Genomic DNA, 20,454 nt, shown 5'->3' with positions numbered 1-20,454 from the left:
TCTTTAAGACTTAGTGGCCGCCGGACTTGGCTTCCTTCTCCGGCGCGGGCTCCCGGCTACCCGGGTGCGACGGCGCCGCGACCGGCAGGTCCAGCGTGACCGAACCGGAGTTCTTGAAGACGAAGGTGACCTTGATCGTCTGGCCCGCCCACAGCGGCTGCTTCAGGCCCTGCAGCACGACCGTGGCCTTGCCGACCTCGGTGGGCTGCTCCGGGCCCACGGACGGCGTGACCGTCCCGGCGACGCTCGACGACGGGGCGCCGGACTCGCTGCTCGACGGGGCACCCGAGGAGGACGGGGCACCGGAGGACGACGGGGCGCCCGAAGACGACGGCGCCGAGGAGGGGGCGCTCGTCGGAGCGACCTCCTTGGTCGACTCGACCGCGTCGGACGGGCCGATCACGAGCGCGTGGCTCGCGACGACGGCCTTGGCGCCGGAGATCTTGGCGTCACCGGTGGTGGCTTCGGAGGAGACCGAGACGAGCTCGTCGTCCAGCTTGCCCTGGTTCACGATGGTCAGCGTCAGCGGCACGGCGGCACCCGCCGGGTACGCCTGCCCCTCGGCCGGGAACTGCAGCGCGGCGTTCCGCAGCACCAGGTCCTTGGCCTGCGCGTACGTCCCGTTGACCGCGGGCTGCTGCGAGTCGGTCTGGGTGATCTGACCGGCACCGCAGCCGGCGAGCACGAGCGCGGCGCCGAGCGCCAGCACACCTGCGCCGAACACGCGACGATTCTGCAGCCTCACGTCGGAGTCCTTCCATCTCACGGCCTCTTCACCGCGAAGACTAGCCGGGCGACTTCGCGGCCGGAGAACCCGGTGCGTGTTGACACGCCACCAATGCGGTGACGTGCCCAAGATCAACCGTCCACAAAGGATTTGGAAATCGTTCGCTTCTCACCTGCATGAGCATGGGCGAATTGGGTTTGTCAACCCCTGGGCGGACCATCGTCAGGCCGCTGACCTGCGACGACGATCGCAGGCCGCTAGGTGGGCCTCGTCGGCACGTGCTAAGATGAATTCAGCGAAAGGGGCAGAGGACACATGGTTTTCAAGGTCGGAGAGACCGTCGTCTACCCGCACCACGGTGCCGCACTCATCGAAGCCATCGAGACCCGCGTGATCAAGGGCGAGGAGAAGAAGTACCTCGTCCTCAAAGTCGCGCAAGGGGATCTTACGGTTCGCGTGCCCGCTGACAACGCCGAGATCGTCGGTGTTCGTGATGTCGTCGGGCAAGAAGGACTGGACAAGGTTTTCGACGTTCTGCGTGCTCCGCACACCGAAGAGCCCACTAACTGGTCTCGTCGGTACAAGGCCAACCTCGAGAAGCTCGCCTCCGGCGATGTGAACAAGGTGGCCGAAGTGGTGCGCGACCTCTGGCGACGAGAGAAGGACCGCGGACTTTCAGCCGGCGAGAAGCGCATGCTGGCGAAGGCGCGGCAAATTCTGGTCAGCGAGCTGGCGCTCGCGGAGGGCACCGACGAGGACAAGGCTGAAGTCCTCCTCGACGAAGTTCTGGAAACCGCGGCAGTCTGAACCGGCGGGTGTCCCACGCCAGGTGAGGCTGCGGGGGATACCTCTACGATCGCGCACATATGAGCACCGTCCATATGAGCACAATCGTGTTCGTCACTGCCGTTCCACACCATGCCTCCGACGCGGAGCTCGCTCTCGCGCCGGTCAATGGTGAAGCTCTACTCACGCACACTGTGCGGGGGCTGCTCGCGCTGCCGGATCTCGATCTGGTGGTCGTGGCGGCCCCCGAGCGGTGTGCTCATTTGTTTTCGGCCGCGCTGACCGGCTTGGAAGAGCGTTGCCGGATAGTACCCGGATCCTCGCTCAAACATGCTTTCGACACCGTCGAAAAAGAGATCGCCGGGAATCCCGTTTTCCTCGTGCATGACGCGTTGCGCGCATTCACCCCCGCGGACACGGTCCGTACCGTCGCGGACGCGGTCCGTGCGGGCTTCTCTTTCGTGGTTCCCGTACTTCCGATGGCGGACACCGTGAAGGTGACCGACGCGGCGAAGGTGATCACGGGCACCGAAGACCGCGCACACCTGCGTACGGCGCAAACCCCGCTCGGCTTCACTCGTGAGACTTTTCTCTCGTATGTCGACAAACCGTCTCTCGACGGCGCGCACACCGTCGCCGGGCATCCCGATGCGATGCGCGTCACCACTTCGTTCGAACTGAAACTGGCCGAGGCGATCGCCGTGGCCGGAGAAGAAGAGGATGTGCTTTGAGGATCGGCAACGGCGTTGACGTCCACCCCATCGAGGCAGGCCGCGAATGCTGGATCGCCGGTCTCCTCTGGCCCGGCGTCGACGGCTGCGCTGGGCATTCCGACGGCGACGTCGCCGCGCACGCGTTGTGCGACGCGCTGCTGTCCGCGGCCGGACTGGGTGATCTCGGCGCGGTGTTCGGCACCGGTGATCCGAAGTGGGCGGGCAAGCACGGCGTCGAGTTCCTCGCCGAGGCGCGGCGCCTGGTCGAGGCGGGCGGCTGGACCGTCGGGAACGCGACCGTCCAGATCGTCGGCAACGCACCGCGTGTCGGGAAGCGCCGCGAAGAGGCGCAGAAGGTGCTGAGCGAGGCCGTCGGCGGGCCGGTGAGCGTCTCCGGGACGACGACCGACGGGCTCGGCCTGACCGGTCGCGGCGAAGGCATCGCGGCGTTCGCGACGGCGTTGCTCCTGCCCTCGCAGGAATAGCCCGCGCCAGGAGCCGGTTCGGGCAGTCATGGCAGTCACACTTCCCGAACCGGTCCGAGAACTGGTGGACGGCAAGAACTTCGCGACCGTGGCCACGCTGGACGCCGACGGCGGACCGCAGACCTCGGTCATCTGGGTGGGCCTCGACGACGGCGATCTGGTCTTCAGCGCCACCGAAGACAGGCTGAAGGTGCGGAACCTCCGACGCGACCCTCGCGCGAGCGTGTCGATCACCGACGCGGAGAACCCGTACCGGCACACGCAACTGCGGGGCACGGTCACGATCACGCCGGACCCCGGGAAGACGCTGCCGAAGGCGCTGAGCCACAAGTACCTCGGCCAGGACCCGCCGCCGGAAGGCCCGGAGGTCGAACGGGTGATCGTCCGGCTGCGAGTCGACCGGATCGCCGGGAACGTTCGTTGATTAGGCTCTCGCCATGGGTGTGACTTTCAACGATGAGACCAAGAAACTCCTCGACGGCAACAACTTCCCGGTCCTCGCGACCCTCAACGCCGACGGCTCCGCGCAGACGTCCGTGCTGTGGGCGAAGCGGGACGGCGACACGGTGGTCTTCGCGACCGTCCGCGGCCGTCTCAAGGAGCGGAACATGGCCAGGGACCCGCGGGTGTCCGTGTCGGTGTTCGACCAGGAGAACCCGTACAACTACGTCGAGATCCGCGGCACCGTGGAGATGACCGACGAGGGCGGGCGCGAGCTGATCAACGAGCTCTCGCACAAGTACCTCGGCAAGGACTACCCGGAGGAGCCGGCGGACGTCGTCCGCGTGCTGGTCCGGATCACGCCCACCAAGATCACCGGTAACGCCGCCTGACGGTGCAATGAAGGGGACTTTCATTGCAGAATTCGCAATGAAAGTCCCCTTCATGTCACACGCGGGGAGCGGCGAAGACCCCACGATCGTGGCTAGGGTGGGGTTCGTGACCTATCGCGCTGTGTTGTTCGACTTCTCCGGCACGGTCTTCCGGCTCGAGCAGGATGAGACCTGGCTCGCCGACCTCACCGATCACGAGGGCGAAAACCTCGACCTCGAGGCCCAGACCGAACTGATGCGCCGGATGACCGCGCCGGTCGGCCAGGTCGTCGACCTCGACGAGGAGCACCTGCACGCCTGGCACCACCGCGACCGCGACCCGGTGCTGCACCGGAAGGTGTACCTCGAGGTCCTCAAGCAGTCCGGGGTCCCGCACGCCGACCAGGCCGTCGCGCTCTACACCCGGCTGATCGATCCCACCCAGTGGACGCCGTACCCGGACACCGAGGCCGTGCTCAAGGGCGTCGCGGGCAAGGACGTCAAGGTCGGGGTCCTGAGCAACATCGCCTTCGACATCCGGCCCGCCTTCAGCCGCCGCGGCTGGGACGCCTTCGTCGACGAGTTCATCCTGTCCTTCGAGGTCGGGGCCGTGAAGCCGGAGCCGGAGATCTTCCGGACGGCCATCGAGCGGCTCGGTGTCGACCCCGCGGAGACGCTGATGGTGGGCGACAGCGAGGAGGCCGACGGCGCCGCACGCGAGATCGGCTGCGCGTTCGCGCTGGTAGAGCCGCTGCCGACGACCGAGCGGCCGGACGCCCTACTTGGTGTCATGCGCACCCATAACGTGCTGTAATACGGTCACTGCGACGCCGCTCACGCGGACCCCGTACCCTTTTAGGGTGGCACTACACCTCTATGACACCGCGACCCGGAGCGTGCGGGAGTTCCATCCCGCCCGTAGCGGAACGGCGTCCATGTACGTGTGTGGTGCCACCGTGCAGGGCATCCCCCACATCGGCCACGTCCGCGGCGCGCTGAACTACGACGTCCTGCGTCGCTGGCTCGTCCACAGTGGACTCGATGTGCTGATGGTCCGCAACGTCACCGACATCGACGACAAGATCCTCACCAAGGCCGCCGGAGCGGGTCGCCCCTGGTGGGAGTGGGCCGCCACGCACGAGCGCGCCTTCGAGACGGCGTACGAGTCGCTGGGCTGCCTGCCCGCTTCGATCTCCCCTCGGGCGACGGGGCACGTCACGCAGATGGTCGAGCTGATGCAGCGGCTGATCGACGGCGGGCACGCCTACGCCTCCGGCGGCGACGTGTACTTCTCGGTCAAGGCGTTCGACGGCTACGGCGACCTGTCCGGCCAGAAGCCCGACGAGGTCCAGCAGGGCGAGAGTCTCGGCGAGGGCAAGCGCGACCCGCGCGACTTCACCCTGTGGAAGGCCTCGAAGCCGGGCGAACCGTCGTGGCCGACGCCGTGGGGTGACGGCCGTCCCGGCTGGCACCTCGAGTGCTCGGCGATGGCGACGACGTACCTCGGCCCCGAGTTCGACATCCACGGCGGCGGCATCGACCTGGTCTTCCCGCACCACGAGAACGAACGCGCCCAGTCCAACGCGGCGGGCGACCCGTTCGCGCGGTTCTGGCTGCACAACGCCTGGGTGACCATGTCCGGCGAAAAGATGTCGAAGTCGCTGGGCAACACGGTGTCGATCCCGGAGATGATCAAGAACTACCGGGCGCCCGAACTGCGGTACTACCTGATCCAGCCGCATTACCGGTCGACGATCGAGTACTCCGACGGCGCGCTCACCGAAGCCGCCCAGGGTTACCGGAGGATCGAGCAGTTCCTCCGGCGTACCGCCGGCATCGCCGGTGACGTCCACCTCGGCGAGGTCCCCCAGGAGTTCGCCGCCGCGCTCGACGACGACCTGGCCACCCCGCAGGCGTTCGCAGTGCTGCACAACACGGTCCGCGACGGTAACGCCGCCCTCGACGAGGCCGACACTTCCAAGGCACTCGAATTCGCCGCCTCCGTGCGCGCGATGACCGACGTGCTCGGCCTCGACCCGCTCTCCGCGCGCTGGTCCGAGGCGGGCGGCAACGAAACGCCCACCCGGCAGGCACTGTCCGACCTCGTGGAAGGGCTGCTCACCGAACGGCAGCAGGCCCGCGCAGAGAAGGACTTCGCCCGTGCGGACGCCGCGCGTGACCGCCTCCAGCAGGCGGGCATCGTGGTGGAAGACACCCCGAACGGTCCACAGTGGACCGTCAAGGAAGTCTGACACTTACTCGCTTTTCTAGCTCAAGGATTCTCACTGATGGCAGGCAACTCCCGGCGCCAGGGCGCTATTCGCAAGCCCGGCACGAAGAAGGGTCAGGTCGTCGGTTCCGGCGGCCAGCGCCGGAAGGGCCTGGAAGGCAAGGGCCCGACCCCCAAGGCCGAGGACCGGCCCGGGCACAAGGCGTACCGCATGTCGAACGCGCGTGACCGCAAGGAACAGGCGCGCCAGAAGAAGGCCGACAAGCCGGAACTGATCGCCGGCCGCAACCCGGTGGTCGAGGCGCTGCGCGCCGACGTGCCCGCCACCGCGCTGTACGTCGCGATCAACATCGAGATCGACGACCGCGTCAACGAGGCCGTCCGCCTGGCGGGCGACAAGGGCATCTCGATCCTGGAGGTCCCGCGCGAGGAGCTCGACCGCAAGACCAACCGGGCCATGCACCAGGGCCTCGGCCTGCAGGTCCCGCCGTTCGAGTACGCCGACCCGCGTGACCTGATGGCGGTCGCGAAGAACTCGGGGCAGACCCCGCTGTTCGTCGCGCTCGACGGCGTCACCGACCCGCGCAACCTCGGCGCGGTGATCCGTTCGGCCGCCGCGTTCGGCGCGCAGGGTGTCCTCCTGCCGGAGCGGCGCAGCGCGGGCATGACCGCGGTCGCGTGGCGGACCTCCGCCGGCACCGCCGCCAAGCTGCCGATCGCCGTCGCGACCAACCTCACCCGTCAGCTGAAGGCGTGGAAGGACGACGGCCTGATGGTCGTCGGCCTCGACGCGGACGGCTCGGTCGACATCGACGAACTGGACCTCGCGGCGGACCCGCTGGTCATCGTGCTCGGCTCGGAAGGCCGCGGCCTGTCCCGGCTGGTGCGCGAGACCTGCGACGCGACCGTGTCGATCCCGATGGCCGCCGGTGTCGAGTCGCTCAACGCGTCCGTCGCGGCCGGGGTGCTGCTGGCCGAGGTGGCGCGCCGCCGTCGTCTCACGGGACGTGTCTGACCCCGCACTTCGTAGACACGTAGTTCATCGACATCGGGCGGGGGCCTCAGGCTAAGGTCACCAGCGGATAACGCGCAACCGCCCTGGGGGACCCCGCACCGATGTCGTTCATTTCGCCGCTGTTCCTGTGGTACTTCATGCCGGCGGTACTGCTCGCCGTGCTGGTGTGCCCGCGCAGCTGGCGGAACGGCATCGTCGCCGCGGGCAGCCTGATCTTCTACGCCACCGGCGCCGGGCCGTACACGCTGGTGCTGATCGGCTGCATGGTCGTCAACTTCCTGGCCGGGCCCGCGCTGGAACCGAACGCGTGGGATCTGCAGAACAGGCGGCGCAAGCGGCTGCTGCTCGGGGTCATCGGCCTCAACGTCGGCATGCTGCTGATCTGGAAGTACGCGGGATTCGCGACCCAGCAGATCGCGGCCGTGACGCACTGGTTCGGCGGCGGTTTCCCGGTGGCCGACCTGGTCATCCCGATCGGCATCTCGTTCTACACGTTCCACCACATCTCGTACGTGGTGGACATCTACCGCGGTGAACGCCGCGCGCTGCGCAACCCGGTGTCGTTCGCCGCGTACATCGCGATGTTCCCGCAGCTGGTGGCCGGGCCGATCGTGCGCTACCGCGAGATCGCCGACCAGCTGCCCCAGCAGCGGTCGCATCGCCTCGACGACGTCGCCGCCGGTTTCCCGCGCTTCGCGCTCGGGCTGTGCAAGAAGACGATCATCGCGGACTCGCTCAGCCCGATGGTGGACGCGTGCTTCAACACTCCACCGGATCAAATGACCTTCGCGATCGCCTGGCTCGGCGCGATCGGCTACACCCTTCAGCTGTTCTTCGACTTCTCCGGCTACTCCGACATGGCGATCGGGCTCGGCCGCATGCTCGGCTTCCGGCTCCCGGAGAACTTCGCGCGGCCGTACTCGTCGGTGACCATCACCGAGTTCTGGCGGCGCTGGCACATGTCGCTGTCGCGTTGGTTCCGCGACTACGTCTACATCCCGCTGGGCGGCAACCGCACCGGCGCGGGCCACACGTACCGGAACCTGTGCATCGTCTTCGTGCTGACCGGGTTCTGGCACGGCGCGCAGTGGACGTTCCTGATCTGGGGCGTCTACCACGGCGCGCTGCTGATCGTGGAACGCGCTTTCGGCTACGACGTCACCCCGAAGACCCAGGCCGCCCGCATCGGCCGCCGTGCGCTGACACTCGTGCTCGTGGTCTTCGGCTGGGTGTTCTTCCGCGCCAAGGACCTGCCGCACGCGCTCGGCATGATCGGGCACATGGTGCTGCCGGACTTCACCGGTCTCACCGACGTCGTGGAGAGCGCGGTGACCAACCAGCGGCTGATCATCCTGCTGTGCGCGCTCGCGATCGTGTTCCTGCCGGCGCATCCGGTGACCGGGCCGCTGCTGGAGTCGTCACGGAGCCGCCCGGCGACGGCGCTGCGGATCGGCGTGATGACCGTGGGGCTGATCTACGCGGCGATCCTGATCGCGACCGGCACGTTCAGCCCGTTCCTCTACTACCAATTCTGATGGAGCACCGAGCATGACCGACCTGGCCAGCCAGCCCGGCGTGATCCCCTACGTCGACAACCACGACGGCCAGCGTCGGCTGCTCACCGTCGACATCCCGCCCTTCAGCGTCAATGCCGTGCGCCACTACGCGCCGTTCGCGAGCATCGACGGCAGGCAGTACGTGGTCTCGTGGGGCTCGGTCACGTTCGAAATCCCCGCGGACCGGAACGTGCACGTCAGCGTGCATCTGCAGACCAACTACGCGACCGGGGTGACCTCGACCCCGTTCGCGTCGATCGTCCTGGCCCCGCACCCGGCGCCGGTCCGGCTGGCCATGAAGTTCACGACCAACGCCGAAGGCTCGCTCATCCCGGTCGGCTAGCTTGACTCATGACCGGCGACTGGAAACGGGATCGGGTCGGCTCGGCACTGCGTGGCGAGAACCCGACGGTGCTGCGACGGCTGGACGCGGGATTCGCGGTGATCGGCGATACGCAGTTCCTGCCGGGCTACTGTGTCCTGCTGACGGATTCCCCCGCCGTCGGCAGGCTGACCGATCTGCCGAGGACGCGGCGGCTGGAGTTCCTGTCCGACATGGAGGTGCTCGGCGAAGCCGTCGAGAACGTCTGTGCACGACGGGACCCTGGCTTCCGTCGCGTCAACTTGGAGATCCTCGGTAACACGGACCCGTTCCTGCACGCGCACGTCTGGCCGCGCTACGACTGGGAACCGGCGGACCTCGTCGGGCGGCCGGTCTGGCTCTACCCGGCGGATCGTTGGCGGATCGCGGAACATGCTTTGGGCCCTCGGCACGACTCATTGCGTGAGGCGTTGGCACAGGAGATCACCAGGCTTCGGGCCACGGCCTGAGGTAGCCCCGAGCATCCCCGCCGCCGGTCGGCGGCGGGGATGCTCGGGGCACTGAACTCAGCCGAGACCGGTCAGCAGGTCGGCGAAGACCTGAGGCCGGCTGAAGTAGCCGACGTGAGACGAGGCCAGGGTGTGCACCTCGAACGGGTTGTGCGGAGTCAGCTCGTCGGCCTTGCGGATCATGTAGTCCTGGACCGCCGGGGTGATGCTGAGATCCGAAGCGAGACGGACATAGGTGTGCGGGACCCGCCCCCATCCGTCGGCCTGAACCAACGCTCCCGGTTCGAGCACCGCGTAGCTCTCGTCCGGGTCCAGGGAATCCAGCAACAGCCGGAACTGGTGGTCGCTGGAGTCGGCCATGATGGCGGCCTTCAGCTCGGCGAACAACGCCGGGTCGCCGTGGGCGCTACGCCAGTTCAGCCGGGCCACACCGGGTTCGTCCACGTCGGGCACGGTGATCCGCGCCGCCAGGGCGTCCAGCAGGTTGTCGTCGACCACGTCCCACGGCTCGGTGAGCATGGCCGGGTCGCCGAGGCAGAGCGCGGAGAGGTAGACGACACGGTCGAGCAGTTCCGGCGCGGCGTTGGCGACGGCGCTGATCGTCAGCCCTCCGAGACTGTTGCCGACCAGGACGACCGGTGCCCCGCCGTCGAGCCGTCGCAGGGTGTCCACGACGTGCTTCACGTTGTCCTGCAACGTGATTCCGCGCAGTGGGGAGGGAGCGGCCGCCAGTGCCGCGAGGTCCTGGGGTTGCCGGTAATAGGCGGCCGGGCTGTCCGCACGGTCGCCGTGACCGGGTAGGTCGACGGCGTGCGAACGGTATCCGAGCAGAGCCAGTTCGTTCTGCAACGGGCCCCAGGCCCGCGCGTTACTGGAGCCGCCGTGAACGAAGACGAAAATGGGGCGCGAAGATGCGCGCATCGTGAAGATCCTTGTCATCCCTTGGCGAACGGTGGACGTGGACCTTGGCGTCGGCGAGGGCCGGTACCAGGGTCAGCGTGTCGACCGGAGGCGAAAGGCCTGCCAGGTGTGGATGACGGAGCACATGGTGATCATCTTAGCGAGGGGCGCCGCCGGGCGCCCCTGATTTACCGGACGGCAGGCCGCGGGCCGCGTCGAGCACCAGCCGGGAGAACTCCTCGCCGCGCGCCATCGGCAGGTAGTGCCCCGCCTTCGGGACGGTGATCAGCCTGCCGTCGGCGCAGGCGTCGAGGAAGCGGCGCTCGTGGCGGCGGAAGTGGTCGCGCGAGCCGTTGATCAGCCAGGTCGGCCCCGGGTAGGTGCCGAGTTCCGCGAGCACGTCGAAGTCGGCGAAGGCCTTCGCGACGTCCGGGATCACCTCGGTCGCGATGCCGCCGCCGATCACGGCCTCGGCGAGCTTCGGTGGCAGCGCATTCCGGAACTGCCGTCGGCTGAGTCCTTCTCCCCGGTCCGGGAGCCGCATGAGCAGGCGGTGCGCGATCCGGAAGGGCGCCTCCAGTGTCCTGCCGGGCAGGTAGGTCGAATCCGCGACGACGAGGCCCGCGACCCGGTCCGGATGCCTCGCGGCCGCGGCGATGGCGACATAGCCGCCCAGCGAGTGCCCGACGACCAGAGCGGGCTCCTCGATGCCGTCGACGACGGCGTCCACCGCGTCGGCCAGGGTGAACCGCTCACCTCGGCGGGTTCCGTGCCCGGGCAGGTCGATCGCTCGCGCGGAAGCGCCCGGGTGTTCGAGCTGCTCGGCCCACGCGGCACCGCTGAGCCGGATTCCGTGGACGAAGACGACGGGGACCATGGTTTGCCTCCTGAATGCAACGCACCGTTGCGTTGCAAACTACCGGCGTTCGCCACACAACGCAACGGTGCGTTGTATTGTGCTCCGGTGAGCATCCAAAGCGGCCCTCGCAAGGCCGAGGCGATCTTCGCCGCCACCCTCGAACTCCTGGCCGAGCACGGGTACGAAAAGCTCGCCATCGAGGCCGTCGCCGCCCGGTCCGGCGTCAACAAGACGACGCTGTACCGGTGGTGGCCGTCGAAGGACGCGCTCTTGGCCGCGGCGCTGCGCGATTCGGGACTGTTCGCCGTCGACATCCCGGACACCGGCAGCCTCCGCGGCGATCTCCTCGCCGTGGCGACGCAAATCCACCGGCTGCTGACTTCGGAGCAGACCGCGCCGGTCGTCACGGCGACGCTGACGGCGGGCCCGCGCCGTCCGGAACTGGGTGACGTGTCGCGAAGTTTCTTCGCCGACCGCATGGCGCGCGAAGAGCCGATCTTCGAACGCGCCATCGCGAGGGGCGAACTGAGGTCCGGCGCCGATCCTGTCGTCGTGATGGATCTGCTCGCGGGGGCGATCTGGTTCCGGCTGTTGTTGCGCGGCGGCGAAGCCGGTCCGAAATTTCTCGAAGAAGCCGTCGACACAGTGCTGAACGGGGCCGCGTGAAAATCACTTTGAAGATCGAATCCGAGCGGCTCGAAGATTATCTCGTCGCGGACGTGGTCATCGATCACGATCATCCGCTGATCCGCGAAACGGCTGACGCGCTGTCACCGACCGGCGGCACCGAAGTCGACGTGATTCGTTCGATGTTTCACTTCGTGCGCGACGAGATCGCCCATACGGTGGACGCAGCCGATTCCCGCGTCACTCTTATGGCGTCCGACGTTCTGCGCGAGCGGGTCGGCCTCTGCTACGCGAAGGCCCACCTGCTGGCCGCTTTGCTTCGCAGTCAAGGCATTCCCGCCGGGTTCTGCTATCAGCGGATCGGCGTGCTGCACGGGCTCAACGCCGTGTATCTCACCGGCCCGGACCGGTGGATCCGGCTCGATCCGAGGGGCAACAAAAACGGTGCGGACGCCCACTTTCCTTTCTCACGAACAGATTCCCCGGAAGTAGAGCGGCTCGCGTGGAAGCTGGACCCCGCCAAGGGAGAGATCGACTTCCCCACCGTGTACACCGCTCCGTCTTCGGCCGTTGTCGAAACACTGTCGTCCGCGAAGCCCGGACCCGCTTGGTACGAAGGCATCCTTCCCCACGCTCCGTGAGCGGTTTTTCCGCGTTTCGGCGAAACCCCGGCAGCGAATAAGGTATAGCCGTGCGTTACGTTCGCTGTTGGTATCTTTCCCCCGAATTTCTTATTTCGGCATGGTCACGAGGCGCGTAGAGTAACTCCCCGCACTCGAACAGATACGCAATGCGTTCGTCCGTTCGGGTGCGGATCAAGGAGGTGACCCCCGTGCCCGCGGAAGCCGACCGGCTCCGCCGTACCCCATTGCAAGAGATCTTCTGGACCAGGACGAGCCTGCTGCTCACGGTACTGGTCGTCATCGCGGGCCTCAGCCTGTGGATCTCCAGCATGATGGATCCCGGCGCCGGTAAAACGCTGCTCACTTCACTGGGCACCGGCACCCTGATCTCCGCGGTGGTCGGCTTCGGCCAGACCCTGATCACCGCCGCCGCGTCACAGCGCGCGATGGTGACCCCGGTGATCGAGGAAAGCCGGCGCGCGCTGGAAGCGCTCAGCGCCGAATACCGTTCGCTCAACAAGGAATTCTTCCCCACCCACGTCTTCGAGGCGACGGCCGATCCGGATCCGTTGTTCAACCGGGTCATGACCGAAGACCTCGACGTGGCCCGGCACTACTTCTTCCGCGGCTTCTCCGGCAGGCACGCCGCGGCCCGATTGCTGTTGTCCCGCACCGAAAGGGAGCTGCGCGTGGTCATCGCCGACCCGCGCGACGAGGGCGCCATCAGCGGCAGGGCGCGGTATCTCCTGCGCAGCGAAGAAGCGGGCATGGACTACGAGACGATCCAGAAACGCCTCGACGACGAGATCAGCATCGGCCTGGTCGGGCTGTTCCTGGCCCGCAGCCGGTGCTCACTGGTGGACATCACCGTCGTCGCCGACCCGCCGCTGGACCGGCTCGAAGTCTTCGACGAGAGCGTTTGGGTGACCTTGTACAGCGACATCCGCGGGGCGACCACGCTGTATCCGCGCACGCTGCGGTTCAGCGAGGGTTCCTTTCTGTACAACAAGGAACGCTCCGAGTTCCTGCGTGTTTCCCAATCCCGTTCCGGACGCCACTTCCGTATCTCCACCACGACGACGAGGGCGGATTTCCTCGCCCTGTACGAAAAGATCACCGGTTCTCCCCTGTCCGAAGAGAACTTCCTCGAACTGGAAGGGAAATTCCACGCCTTCCGGAAGGAGTTCACCACACTCGCCGAGCTGAACCCCTGATTTCTCGGCGCCGAAGAGCACTAGAACTGAGGAGCTTGAGTTGCTCACTCGCTTGTCCCCCCTCACCCAGCTGGCCGCGCTGCTCCGCACGACGGATCTGCCGCTGGCACAGCATTGGCAAGTCGTCGACGAGATCTTCCGGGACTGGACGTCGAGACCAGGCCTGCGCACCGATCTCCGGCGGCACCTGGACTCGCTGAGTCCGGACGAGGCGAGCGCGGTACTCTGCCGATCCCGTGAGACGACCACCCATTTCGCCTGGTGCCTGCTCGACTCCCCGACCGATCCGTTTTCGATCTGGCTCCACGAGTACAAGGCACCGGAGGACTGGCGTGAGGGTTACGCCGATTCCGTGCACAATCACAGATATCACTTCTGCACCACGCTCCTCCGTGGCAACTATGTCCACGAGCGGTATTCGACCCTGCGCGACCAGCTTTCCGGATTGATCACATCGGTTCGGTTACGACGTAGCACGCTGTGTCAGGCGGGGGCGGTAGGCGTCATGTACGCGGACGAGTTCCATCGGATTCCCGAAGCCACCGAAGGGACTATGACGTTTTTGGTGAAGTCACGCCCGGTAAGCGATTCCAGTCTTTCCTATGACCCGAAAACCGGAATCGGGCATCGTCACGTTCCGGTGGAGGTCCGATTGGGGGACCTGGCCGACCGCATCTAACTACACACCGCCGTCGAAGGCGCATACCCTTACTCCACCCGTCCGTAAACGGGATCGGAGAGGTGTATGCGCGCGCGAAAGAACACGATTCCTTCCCAGACCATCGACGCCGTCGAACATCGCGTCCGGCAACTGTGCTGGCGCTATGCGGACAAACTGCAGTTCCACGGCTGGCATCACGTGAGTTTCGTCCGGGCCAAGGCCGCGGGATTCGCCGAGCACAACGGTGCGGAGCGCACCGTCGTCGAGGTGGCGGCACTGGTGCACGACGTGAACTACATCGTGCTCCGGAACTCCCCCGCGGCCGCCGGGCGAGATCTCCGGCTGGGCATCCTGCGGGAGTGCGGTGTCGAGGACACCGTGGCCCGGTGGATCGACGAGATCATCGACGAGGCCGAGATGGCCACCAGAGGACGGCACATCTCGCTCGAAGCTCAAGCGCTGAGCGACGCCGACACGCTGTTCAAGGCGCTGCCGGTGACGCCCGTCGTGCTCGCCCACCGTTATCTGCGGGAGAACGGGTTGAGCCTCCGCGAACTGGCGGACAAGATCGTCGGCGAACAACGCGACGTCCACGACAGCGGCTACTACTTCTACAACCCCAAGGCCGCGGAGAGCTACTCCCGGTGGGCGTTGGCGAATCTCCAGTTGTGGCAGTGCATCAAGGAAGCCGTCGACGATCCGACGGTCGTCGAACTCCTCGACGCGGTGCACGCCGTGGACTACGAAGCCGAGCCCGCGGCTTCCTAGGACACGGCCTAGCGTTGCCCGTAGCCGCGGAGCTTCTCCACGACGTGGTCGATCTCGGCGGGCGGGAGCAGATTCGGTGGTCCCGCCGCCCGCGCCGTCAGCCAGACCTGGCAGACCCATTCGAGCTGCTGCGCCCGGTTGTACGCGGAGCCGAGACTGTCGCCGAAGGTCGTGGTGCCGTGATTGGCCAGGATGCACCCCCGGCGGCCTTCCAGAGCCTCCAACATGGCTTTGGCGAGTTCCTCGGTGCCGTACGTCGCGTAGGACGCGACGCGGGCCGTCGGGCCGATCGCGGCGAGCATGTAGTGGATCGGCGGCACCTCGGTGACGAGGGTGGAGACGGCCGTGGCGTGCACGGAGTGCGTGTGCACCACGGCTGAGATCGCCTTGCCGTCCGGATCCACCGCCTCCCGGTACACCGTGAGATGCATCGGGAGTTCGCTGGTGGGTTTGAGGGCGCCGTCGACGATTTCGCCGTCGAGGCCCACCACAGGGATGTCTTCCGGCCGCAGCCCGGCGTAGTCGACCCCGGTCGGGGTCACCGCGACCAGCTCGCCCCGCCTCGCGGAGACGTTGCCGGACGTACCGACCACGAGCCCGTCGGTGGTCATCCGGCGGGCGAATTCGCAGACCGCCGCGCGTTCCTCGGCCAGGATCATCGTCACGACCTCCACGGGCTGGACGACGACGAGCCGCTCGCCGTCGTCCAGCGTCGAAAGATCAGGAAGGGCGTGGGCCGTTGGTCTTGGCGGGAGCCGGCTTCGGCGCCGCCTCCGGCTTGGGCGCGGCGTCGGGAGCGGGGGCCAGCAGCTTGATGGCCTCCTGGACGGCGACGTCCGTCGCGGAAAGCCGTTCGGCGACCTTGGACCGGAGTTCCAGCGCGAGCTTCCGGGCCTGCTGAGCCTCGGACTGCTGGGTCTTCGCGTCGGTGAGGGCTTCCGCGACCTGCTCCTGCTTCGCGGCGATGTCCTCCGCCGAAGACTTCTCGGACTTGGCGATCTTCTCCGCCGAGATCCGCTCGGCTTCGGAGCGCTTGCCCGCCGACACCCGGTCGGCTTCCGCGATCTTGTCCGCCGACGCCTTCTCCGCCTCGGCGCGACGAGCCGCCGAAGCCTCCTCGGCCTTCTTGTCCGCGGCGGCGCGAGTCCGGACGCTCTCCATGTCCAGTTCCTTGCGCTTCTGCGCCGCCTCGGAGTTCAGCCGCTCGATCTCGGCCTTGGCGTCCGCGAGCAGCTTCTCTCGCTCGGCCTGTGCGTCCTTCGCCGCCTTGTCGCTCGCGCGCTGCGTCTCGTGGGCGTACCGGTCCGCTTCGGCGCGGGTCGACTTGGCGTCGGCCTCCGCGGCGGCCTTGAGGTCGGCGATCTCCTCCTCGGCGAGCTGCATCATCATGCGGACGCGTTCGGCCATCGCGCCGGCGCCGGACGGGCTCGCGCTCATCCGCACGAGGGCGGCCTTGGTCTCGTCCAGTTCCTTCTGGGCGTGGCCGAGCGCCTTGGTGAGTTCACCGGCGGTCGCCACGGCCTCGTCGCGGTTGCGCGAGGTCTTCTTGAGTTCGGTCGACAGTTCGGCGAGCCGCTCGTCGACCTGACGCTTGTCGTATCCGCGGACGGCGCCCGCGAACTGGGGCGATTTCGCTGAGGGCGCCTGAGGCGCCGTCTTCTCAGGAGCGACCATGGCGGACACCTTAATGAGCCTGGGCCCGTCGGGTAGTACCGCCAAACGGCTGCACTCGGTCCGCGACGGGCCGATCACATGGCATCCTCCATTGTTGACAGGTCGTAAGCAGGGGGAGGCCCGGTTGAACGTTTCGGCGATCCTCGACGACATCGCGGAGCACTGGCACGTCTACGCCACGATGCCCTTCATCGCCGCGCTCATCGGCTACATCACGAAACGCGTCGCCATCGAGATGATGTTCCGGCCGCTGGAGTTCGTCGGGTTCAAGCCGTTCCTCGGCTGGCAGGGGGTCATCCCGGCCAACACGCGCCGGATGGCGACCACCGCCGTCGACCTGCTCACCAAGAACCTCGTCGATCCGCAGGAGATCTTCTCCCGGCTCGATCCCGACGAGGTGGTCAAGGAGCTGGAGGAGCCGCTTCTCAAGGCCGTCGAGGACGTGACCCGCGAGGTGATGGAGCAGTACCAGCCCAGGTTGTGGGAACTGCTGCCGACGCGGGCGCAGCGGATGCTGGTCGACCAGGTCCGGGCTCAGGCGCCGAAGGTCGTCGCGCGGCTCATGCGCGAGGTGTCGACGAACATCGACGAGGTCCTCGACGTCAACGACATGCTGATCAACGCGATGGTCCGGGACAAATCGCTGACCTGCCGCCTGATCAAGGAGGTCGCGACCCCGGAACTCCGCTTCATCGCCCGGTCCGGGATCTACTTCGGCTTCGTCATCGGCCTGATCCAGTTCGTCGCGTGGGCGCTGACGAAACAGCCGTTGATCATGCCGATCTTCGGTTTCGTCACCGGGTTCGTCACGGACTGGCTGGCCCTGAAAATGATCTTCTACCCGCGCGAGCCGCGCCGGTTCCTGTTCTTCAGCTGGCAGGGCATGTTCCAGAAACGCCGCCAGGCGGTCGCCCGCGACTACGGCGCGCTGATCGCGGACGAGGTCCTCACCGTGCGGAACGTGATGGAGGCCGTGCTCACCGGGCCGAAGTCGGACAAGCTGTTCTCGATGATCACGCGCGAGGTACAGCGGACCATCGACGCGCAGGCGAGCATCGCGAAACCGTTGGTGGCGCTGACCGTCGGCGGCGTGCAGTACCAGGAGATGAAGAAGGCCGCGGCGGAGAAGGCGATCGCGTACCTCCCCGAAACGGTGAAACACGTGGAGAGCTACGCCACTGACGCGCTCGACGTCCGCAACACGATCGTCGTGAAGATGCAGCAGCTGACCCCGCTCGAGTTCGAAGGGATCCTGCGACCCGCCTTCCAGCAGGACGAATGGAAGCTGATCGCGGTCGGCGCGGTGATCGGCGGGCTCGTGGGTGAACTTCAGGTCCTGCTACTCCTCCACTGAGGACAGGCGGCTAGGTTCCCCTCAGGCAAGTCGCGGGAGGGGCACGAAGTGGACGCCGTCATCGCCGATCTCGGCGAGCACTGGCCGGTGTACGTCACCATGCCGTTCATCGCGGCGCTGATCGGGTACGTCACCAAACGCGTCGCCATCGAGATGATGTTCAAACCGGTCGAATTCGTCGGCGTCAAGCCGTTCCTCGGCTGGCAGGGCGTGCTGCCCGCGAACGCCGAGCGGATGGCCTCCACCGCCACCGAGATGCTGACGAACAACCTCGTGGACCCGAAGGAGATCTTCGCCAGGCTCGATCCGGCGCAGGTGGCGAAGGAGATCGAACAGCCGCTTCTGCGGATCGTCGAGGACGTCACGCGCGAGGTGATGGAGCAGTACCAGCCCAGACTCTGGGAAGTGCTGCCGAACACCGCCCAGCAGATGCTGCTGAAACGCGTGCAGGCCGAGGCTCCGCGCGCGATCGAAAAGATCATGCGGGAGATCGCGGAGAACATCGAGGACGTCCTCGACCTCAAGCACATGGTCGTGACGAACCTGGTGCGCGACAAGGCCTTGCTGAACCGGCTGATCCGCGACATCTCGCGGCCGGAGATGCGGTTCATCGCGCGGTCGGGGATCGTGTTCGGCTTCTCCCTCGGCTGCGTGCAGCTGCTCGTGTGGGCGCTGACGAAGTCGCCGATCGTGCTGCCGCTGTTCGGTGTCGGCATCGGCTGGTTCACCGACTGGATCGCCCTGAAGATGATCTTCCTGCCGCGTGAGCCGAAGCGGTTCTTCGGCTTCTACACCTGGCAAGGCGTGTTCCAGAAACGCAAGGACCAGGTGGCCGCGGACTACGGCGACATGATCGCGCGCGAGATCATCACCATCCCGAACCTGCTCGAAGCCGTGCTGAGCGGGCCGAAGTCGGACAAGCTGTTCACGATGATCGCCCGCGAGGTGCAACGGACCATCGACACTCAGGCGAGCGTCGTGAAGCCGTTCGTCGCGATGGCCGTCGGGAGCAGGAAGTTCCAGGAGATGAAGCGGACCGCGGCGGCGAAGGCCGCGGCACGGATCCCGGAGACGATCCGGCACGCTGAGGGGTACGCGGTCAACGCGCTCGACGTCCGGAACACCATTGTGGACAGAATGCGGCAGCTGAACCCGCTCGAATTCGAGCAGCTGCTACGCCCGGCGTTCCGGCAGGACGAGTGGAAGCTGATCGCGGTCGGCGCGGTGATCGGCGGCCTTGTCGGTGAACTTCAGGTGCTTCTGCTGCTTCACTGACGCACACCGGATACCGTTTCCCATCCCACGAGCGAGGAGGTCGGAGTGGACGCCGTCCTGGACGACCTCGCCCGGCACTGGTGGCTGTACGCCGCGATCCCGTTCGTCGCCGCGCTGATCGGCTACGTCACCAAACGCGTCGCCATCGAGATGATGTTCAAGCCGCTGGAGTTCGTCGGGATCAAGCCGTTCCTCGGCTGGCAGGGCGTGGTGCCCAAGCACGGCGGGCGGATGGCGGCCGTCGCGACCGAGCTGCTGACGTCGAACCTGTTGGACGTCAAGGAGGTCTTCCGGCGGATCGATCCGGCGATCATCACGCGCGAGATCGAGCAACCGCTGCTGCGGGCCGTGGACGAGGTCGCCCGCGAAGTGCTCGAGAAGCACCATCCCAGGCTTTGGGAGGTCATGCCGACGATGGCGCAGGAGCTGCTGATCAAGCAGGTCCAGGCCTCGACGCCGCGGCTGGTGCGCGAGTTCATGGCGGAGATGACCGAGAACCTCGACGAGGTGCTCGACTTCCAGCACATGACCGTGCAGCGGCTCACCAGGGACAAGAAGCTGCTCGTCCGGCTGATCCGCGAGACGTCACGGCCGGAGATGGCGTTCATCGCGCGCACGGGGATCTACTTCGGCTTCGGGCTCGGTGTTGTGCAGGCGTTCGTGTGGGCGCTGACGAAGGAGCCGTGGGTGCTGCCGATCTTCGGCGGCTGCATCGGGTTGTTCACCGACTGGCTGGCGATCAAGCTGATCTTCGTGCCGCGCGAGCCGGTGCGGGTGGGCCGGGTGATCCTGCAGGGCAAGTTCCAGCGGCGGCGGGCCGAGGTCGCGCGTCAGTACGGCGAGATGATCGCGAACGAGATCCTGACCGTGCCGAACCTGCTCGACGCCGTCCTGCGCGGGCCGCGGTCGGACCGGCTGTACGCGCTGGTCGAGCGGCTCGTGGCGCAAGCCGTCGACGAACAGGCGAGTGTCGCGAAACCGATGGTCGCGATGGCCGTCGGCGGGCAACGCCTGCGCGAGATCAAGCAGGCGGCCGCGCGACAGGCGCTGGAGCGGCTGCCGCCGACGATCCGCCACGCCGAGGGCTACCTGACCGAGGCGATGGACGTCGCGAAGATCGTCGAGCGGCGGATGCTCGGGCTGACGCCGCTGGAGTTCGAGGGGCTGCTGCGGCCGGCGTTCCGGCAGGACGAGTGGAAGCTCATCGCGGTCGGCGGGCTCATCGGTTTCCTGGTCGGGGAGCTCCAAGTCCTGCTCATGCTCCACTGACGCCGGATCGCGTTTAGCCCGCTAAACGCGCTCCGCCGCCGACCCGCGTTTAGCGGGCTAATCGCGACCCGGGCG

General features: G+C 67.0%; 24 protein-coding genes. 19 read left to right on the top strand and 5 right to left on the bottom strand.

Annotated elements, in window-relative coordinates:
• Positions 1-10: 10 nt before the first annotated feature.
• Positions 11-745: a copper chaperone PCu(A)C domain-containing protein gene (locus tag ACZ5IK_RS01220; RefSeq protein WP_465486031.1), complete on the bottom strand. Its 735-nt coding sequence runs from the start codon at positions 743-745 to the stop codon at positions 11-13.
• Between the two features lie 297 nt (positions 746-1,042).
• Between ACZ5IK_RS01220 and ACZ5IK_RS01215 the strand changes: the two genes are divergently transcribed.
• From ACZ5IK_RS01215 to ACZ5IK_RS01165, 11 genes are all read left to right on the top strand, one after another.
• Positions 1,043-1,534 (top strand): CarD family transcriptional regulator, encoded by a 492-nt coding sequence (locus ACZ5IK_RS01215; RefSeq protein ID WP_005165253.1) that lies wholly within the window; start codon positions 1,043-1,045, stop codon positions 1,532-1,534.
• Between the two features lie 59 nt (positions 1,535-1,593).
• Positions 1,594-2,244 (top strand): IspD/TarI family cytidylyltransferase, encoded by a 651-nt coding sequence (locus ACZ5IK_RS01210; RefSeq protein ID WP_465486030.1) that lies wholly within the window; start codon positions 1,594-1,596, stop codon positions 2,242-2,244.
• Entirely contained in the window at positions 2,241-2,711 is a 471-nt protein-coding gene (gene ispF / locus ACZ5IK_RS01205; RefSeq protein ID WP_037318231.1) for a 2-C-methyl-D-erythritol 2,4-cyclodiphosphate synthase, read from the top strand. The genes ACZ5IK_RS01210 and ispF overlap by 4 nt, the downstream gene beginning before the upstream one ends.
• Before the next feature lie 28 nt (positions 2,712-2,739).
• Positions 2,740-3,135 (top strand): PPOX class F420-dependent oxidoreductase, encoded by a 396-nt coding sequence (locus ACZ5IK_RS01200; protein WP_465486029.1) that lies wholly within the window; start codon positions 2,740-2,742, stop codon positions 3,133-3,135.
• A gap of 13 nt (positions 3,136-3,148) precedes the next feature.
• On the top strand, positions 3,149-3,544 hold the full coding sequence (locus ACZ5IK_RS01195) for a PPOX class F420-dependent oxidoreductase (protein WP_465486028.1): 396 nt from the start codon (positions 3,149-3,151) through the stop codon (positions 3,542-3,544).
• Positions 3,545-3,650: 106 nt separating this feature from the next.
• Entirely contained in the window at positions 3,651-4,337 is a 687-nt protein-coding gene (locus ACZ5IK_RS01190; protein ID WP_465486027.1) for an HAD family hydrolase, read from the top strand.
• Positions 4,338-4,383: 46 nt separating this feature from the next.
• Entirely contained in the window at positions 4,384-5,775 is a 1,392-nt protein-coding gene (gene cysS, locus ACZ5IK_RS01185) for a cysteine--tRNA ligase (RefSeq protein ID WP_465486026.1), read from the top strand.
• 36 nt (positions 5,776-5,811) lie between these two features.
• Complete coding sequence (gene rlmB, locus ACZ5IK_RS01180) at positions 5,812-6,768, top strand: 23S rRNA (guanosine(2251)-2'-O)-methyltransferase RlmB (protein ID WP_101611019.1); 957 nt, start codon at positions 5,812-5,814, stop codon at positions 6,766-6,768.
• Positions 6,769-6,869: 101 nt separating this feature from the next.
• Positions 6,870-8,303 (top strand): MBOAT family O-acyltransferase, encoded by a 1,434-nt coding sequence (locus ACZ5IK_RS01175; protein ID WP_465486025.1) that lies wholly within the window; start codon positions 6,870-6,872, stop codon positions 8,301-8,303.
• Positions 8,304-8,316: 13 nt separating this feature from the next.
• Entirely contained in the window at positions 8,317-8,667 is a 351-nt protein-coding gene (locus ACZ5IK_RS01170) for a hypothetical protein (protein ID WP_465486024.1), read from the top strand.
• An 8-nt stretch (positions 8,668-8,675) separates the two neighbouring features.
• Positions 8,676-9,155 carry an HIT family protein gene (locus tag ACZ5IK_RS01165; protein ID WP_465486023.1) on the top strand — a complete coding sequence of 160 codons (480 nt, stop codon included), beginning with the start codon at positions 8,676-8,678 and terminating at the stop codon, positions 9,153-9,155.
• 57 nt (positions 9,156-9,212) lie between these two features.
• Here ACZ5IK_RS01165 and ACZ5IK_RS01160 read toward each other — a convergent pair whose 3' ends face one another.
• Together ACZ5IK_RS01160 and ACZ5IK_RS01155 are read right to left on the bottom strand one after the other, a co-directional pair.
• The gene (locus ACZ5IK_RS01160) at positions 9,213-10,076 is read right to left on the bottom strand and encodes an alpha/beta hydrolase (protein WP_465486022.1); all 864 of its coding nucleotides are present in this window, start codon (positions 10,074-10,076) and stop codon (positions 9,213-9,215) included.
• Positions 10,077-10,212: 136 nt separating this feature from the next.
• On the bottom strand, positions 10,213-10,932 hold the full coding sequence (locus ACZ5IK_RS01155) for an alpha/beta fold hydrolase (RefSeq protein WP_465486021.1): 720 nt from the start codon (positions 10,930-10,932) through the stop codon (positions 10,213-10,215).
• Between the two features lie 87 nt (positions 10,933-11,019).
• Here ACZ5IK_RS01155 and ACZ5IK_RS01150 point away from each other — a divergent pair, with 87 nt between their 5' ends.
• From ACZ5IK_RS01150 to ACZ5IK_RS01130, 5 genes are all read left to right on the top strand, one after another.
• Positions 11,020-11,580: a TetR/AcrR family transcriptional regulator gene (locus ACZ5IK_RS01150; protein WP_465486020.1), complete on the top strand. Its 561-nt coding sequence runs from the start codon at positions 11,020-11,022 to the stop codon at positions 11,578-11,580.
• On the top strand, positions 11,577-12,182 hold the full coding sequence (locus ACZ5IK_RS01145; RefSeq protein WP_465486019.1) for a transglutaminase-like domain-containing protein: 606 nt from the start codon (positions 11,577-11,579) through the stop codon (positions 12,180-12,182). The genes ACZ5IK_RS01150 and ACZ5IK_RS01145 overlap by 4 nt, the downstream gene beginning before the upstream one ends.
• A 149-nt stretch (positions 12,183-12,331) precedes the next feature.
• The gene (locus ACZ5IK_RS01140; RefSeq protein ID WP_174720473.1) at positions 12,332-13,378 is read left to right on the top strand and encodes a hypothetical protein; all 1,047 of its coding nucleotides are present in this window, start codon (positions 12,332-12,334) and stop codon (positions 13,376-13,378) included.
• A gap of 40 nt (positions 13,379-13,418) precedes the next feature.
• Positions 13,419-14,057: a hypothetical protein gene (locus ACZ5IK_RS01135; protein ID WP_465486018.1), complete on the top strand. Its 639-nt coding sequence runs from the start codon at positions 13,419-13,421 to the stop codon at positions 14,055-14,057.
• Positions 14,058-14,123: 66 nt separating this feature from the next.
• On the top strand, positions 14,124-14,807 hold the full coding sequence (locus ACZ5IK_RS01130) for an HD domain-containing protein (protein WP_465486017.1): 684 nt from the start codon (positions 14,124-14,126) through the stop codon (positions 14,805-14,807).
• Between the two features lie 8 nt (positions 14,808-14,815).
• On the opposite strand, the gene ACZ5IK_RS01125 is transcribed toward ACZ5IK_RS01130, so the two are convergent.
• Entirely contained in the window at positions 14,816-15,466 is a 651-nt protein-coding gene (locus tag ACZ5IK_RS01125; RefSeq protein ID WP_465486678.1) for a class II aldolase/adducin family protein, read from the bottom strand.
• 61 nt (positions 15,467-15,527) lie between these two features.
• Positions 15,528-16,481: a coiled-coil domain-containing protein gene (locus ACZ5IK_RS01120; protein WP_465486016.1), complete on the bottom strand. Its 954-nt coding sequence runs from the start codon at positions 16,479-16,481 to the stop codon at positions 15,528-15,530.
• Positions 16,482-16,605: 124 nt separating this feature from the next.
• On the opposite strand from ACZ5IK_RS01120, the gene ACZ5IK_RS01115 reads away from it, so the two are divergent.
• From ACZ5IK_RS01115 to ACZ5IK_RS01105, 3 genes are read left to right on the top strand one after another with little or no spacing between them, the layout of a single operon-like run.
• Positions 16,606-17,835, top strand: coding sequence for a DUF445 domain-containing protein (locus ACZ5IK_RS01115; RefSeq protein WP_465486677.1), 1,230 nt, complete (start codon positions 16,606-16,608; stop codon positions 17,833-17,835).
• Between the two features lie 48 nt (positions 17,836-17,883).
• Entirely contained in the window at positions 17,884-19,110 is a 1,227-nt protein-coding gene (locus ACZ5IK_RS01110) for a DUF445 domain-containing protein (protein ID WP_465486015.1), read from the top strand.
• A 45-nt stretch (positions 19,111-19,155) separates the two neighbouring features.
• A complete protein-coding gene (locus ACZ5IK_RS01105; RefSeq protein WP_465486014.1) occupies positions 19,156-20,379 on the top strand; it encodes a DUF445 domain-containing protein in 1,224 nt (407 codons plus the stop codon).
• The last annotated feature ends 75 nt before the right edge of the window (positions 20,380-20,454 follow it).

It is taken from the genome of Amycolatopsis sp. NPDC031561 (assembly GCF_055580625.1).
Note: the sequence above shows the minus strand (reverse complement) of the source record. Positions and strands in the feature narration are given on the sequence as shown.

Coding starts and splice junctions, on each gene's coding strand:
- ACZ5IK_RS01215 (WP_005165253.1), top strand. CDS start 1,043: ATGGTTTTCAAGGTCGGAGAGACCGTCGTCTACCCGCACCACGGTGCC.
- ACZ5IK_RS01210 (WP_465486030.1), top strand. CDS start 1,594: ATGAGCACCGTCCATATGAGCACAATCGTGTTCGTCACTGCCGTTCCA.
- ACZ5IK_RS01200 (WP_465486029.1), top strand. CDS start 2,740: ATGGCAGTCACACTTCCCGAACCGGTCCGAGAACTGGTGGACGGCAAG.
- ACZ5IK_RS01195 (WP_465486028.1), top strand. CDS start 3,149: ATGGGTGTGACTTTCAACGATGAGACCAAGAAACTCCTCGACGGCAAC.
- rlmB (WP_101611019.1), top strand. CDS start 5,812: ATGGCAGGCAACTCCCGGCGCCAGGGCGCTATTCGCAAGCCCGGCACG.
- ACZ5IK_RS01175 (WP_465486025.1), top strand. CDS start 6,870: ATGTCGTTCATTTCGCCGCTGTTCCTGTGGTACTTCATGCCGGCGGTA.
- ACZ5IK_RS01170 (WP_465486024.1), top strand. CDS start 8,317: ATGACCGACCTGGCCAGCCAGCCCGGCGTGATCCCCTACGTCGACAAC.
- ACZ5IK_RS01165 (WP_465486023.1), top strand. CDS start 8,676: ATGACCGGCGACTGGAAACGGGATCGGGTCGGCTCGGCACTGCGTGGC.
- ACZ5IK_RS01160 (WP_465486022.1), bottom strand. CDS start 10,076: ATGCGCGCATCTTCGCGCCCCATTTTCGTCTTCGTTCACGGCGGCTCC.
- ACZ5IK_RS01155 (WP_465486021.1), bottom strand. CDS start 10,932: ATGGTCCCCGTCGTCTTCGTCCACGGAATCCGGCTCAGCGGTGCCGCG.
- ACZ5IK_RS01140 (WP_174720473.1), top strand. CDS start 12,332: ATGCGTTCGTCCGTTCGGGTGCGGATCAAGGAGGTGACCCCCGTGCCC.
- ACZ5IK_RS01130 (WP_465486017.1), top strand. CDS start 14,124: ATGCGCGCGCGAAAGAACACGATTCCTTCCCAGACCATCGACGCCGTC.
- ACZ5IK_RS01125 (WP_465486678.1), bottom strand. CDS start 15,466: ATGATCCTGGCCGAGGAACGCGCGGCGGTCTGCGAATTCGCCCGCCGG.
- ACZ5IK_RS01120 (WP_465486016.1), bottom strand. CDS start 16,481: ATGGTCGCTCCTGAGAAGACGGCGCCTCAGGCGCCCTCAGCGAAATCG.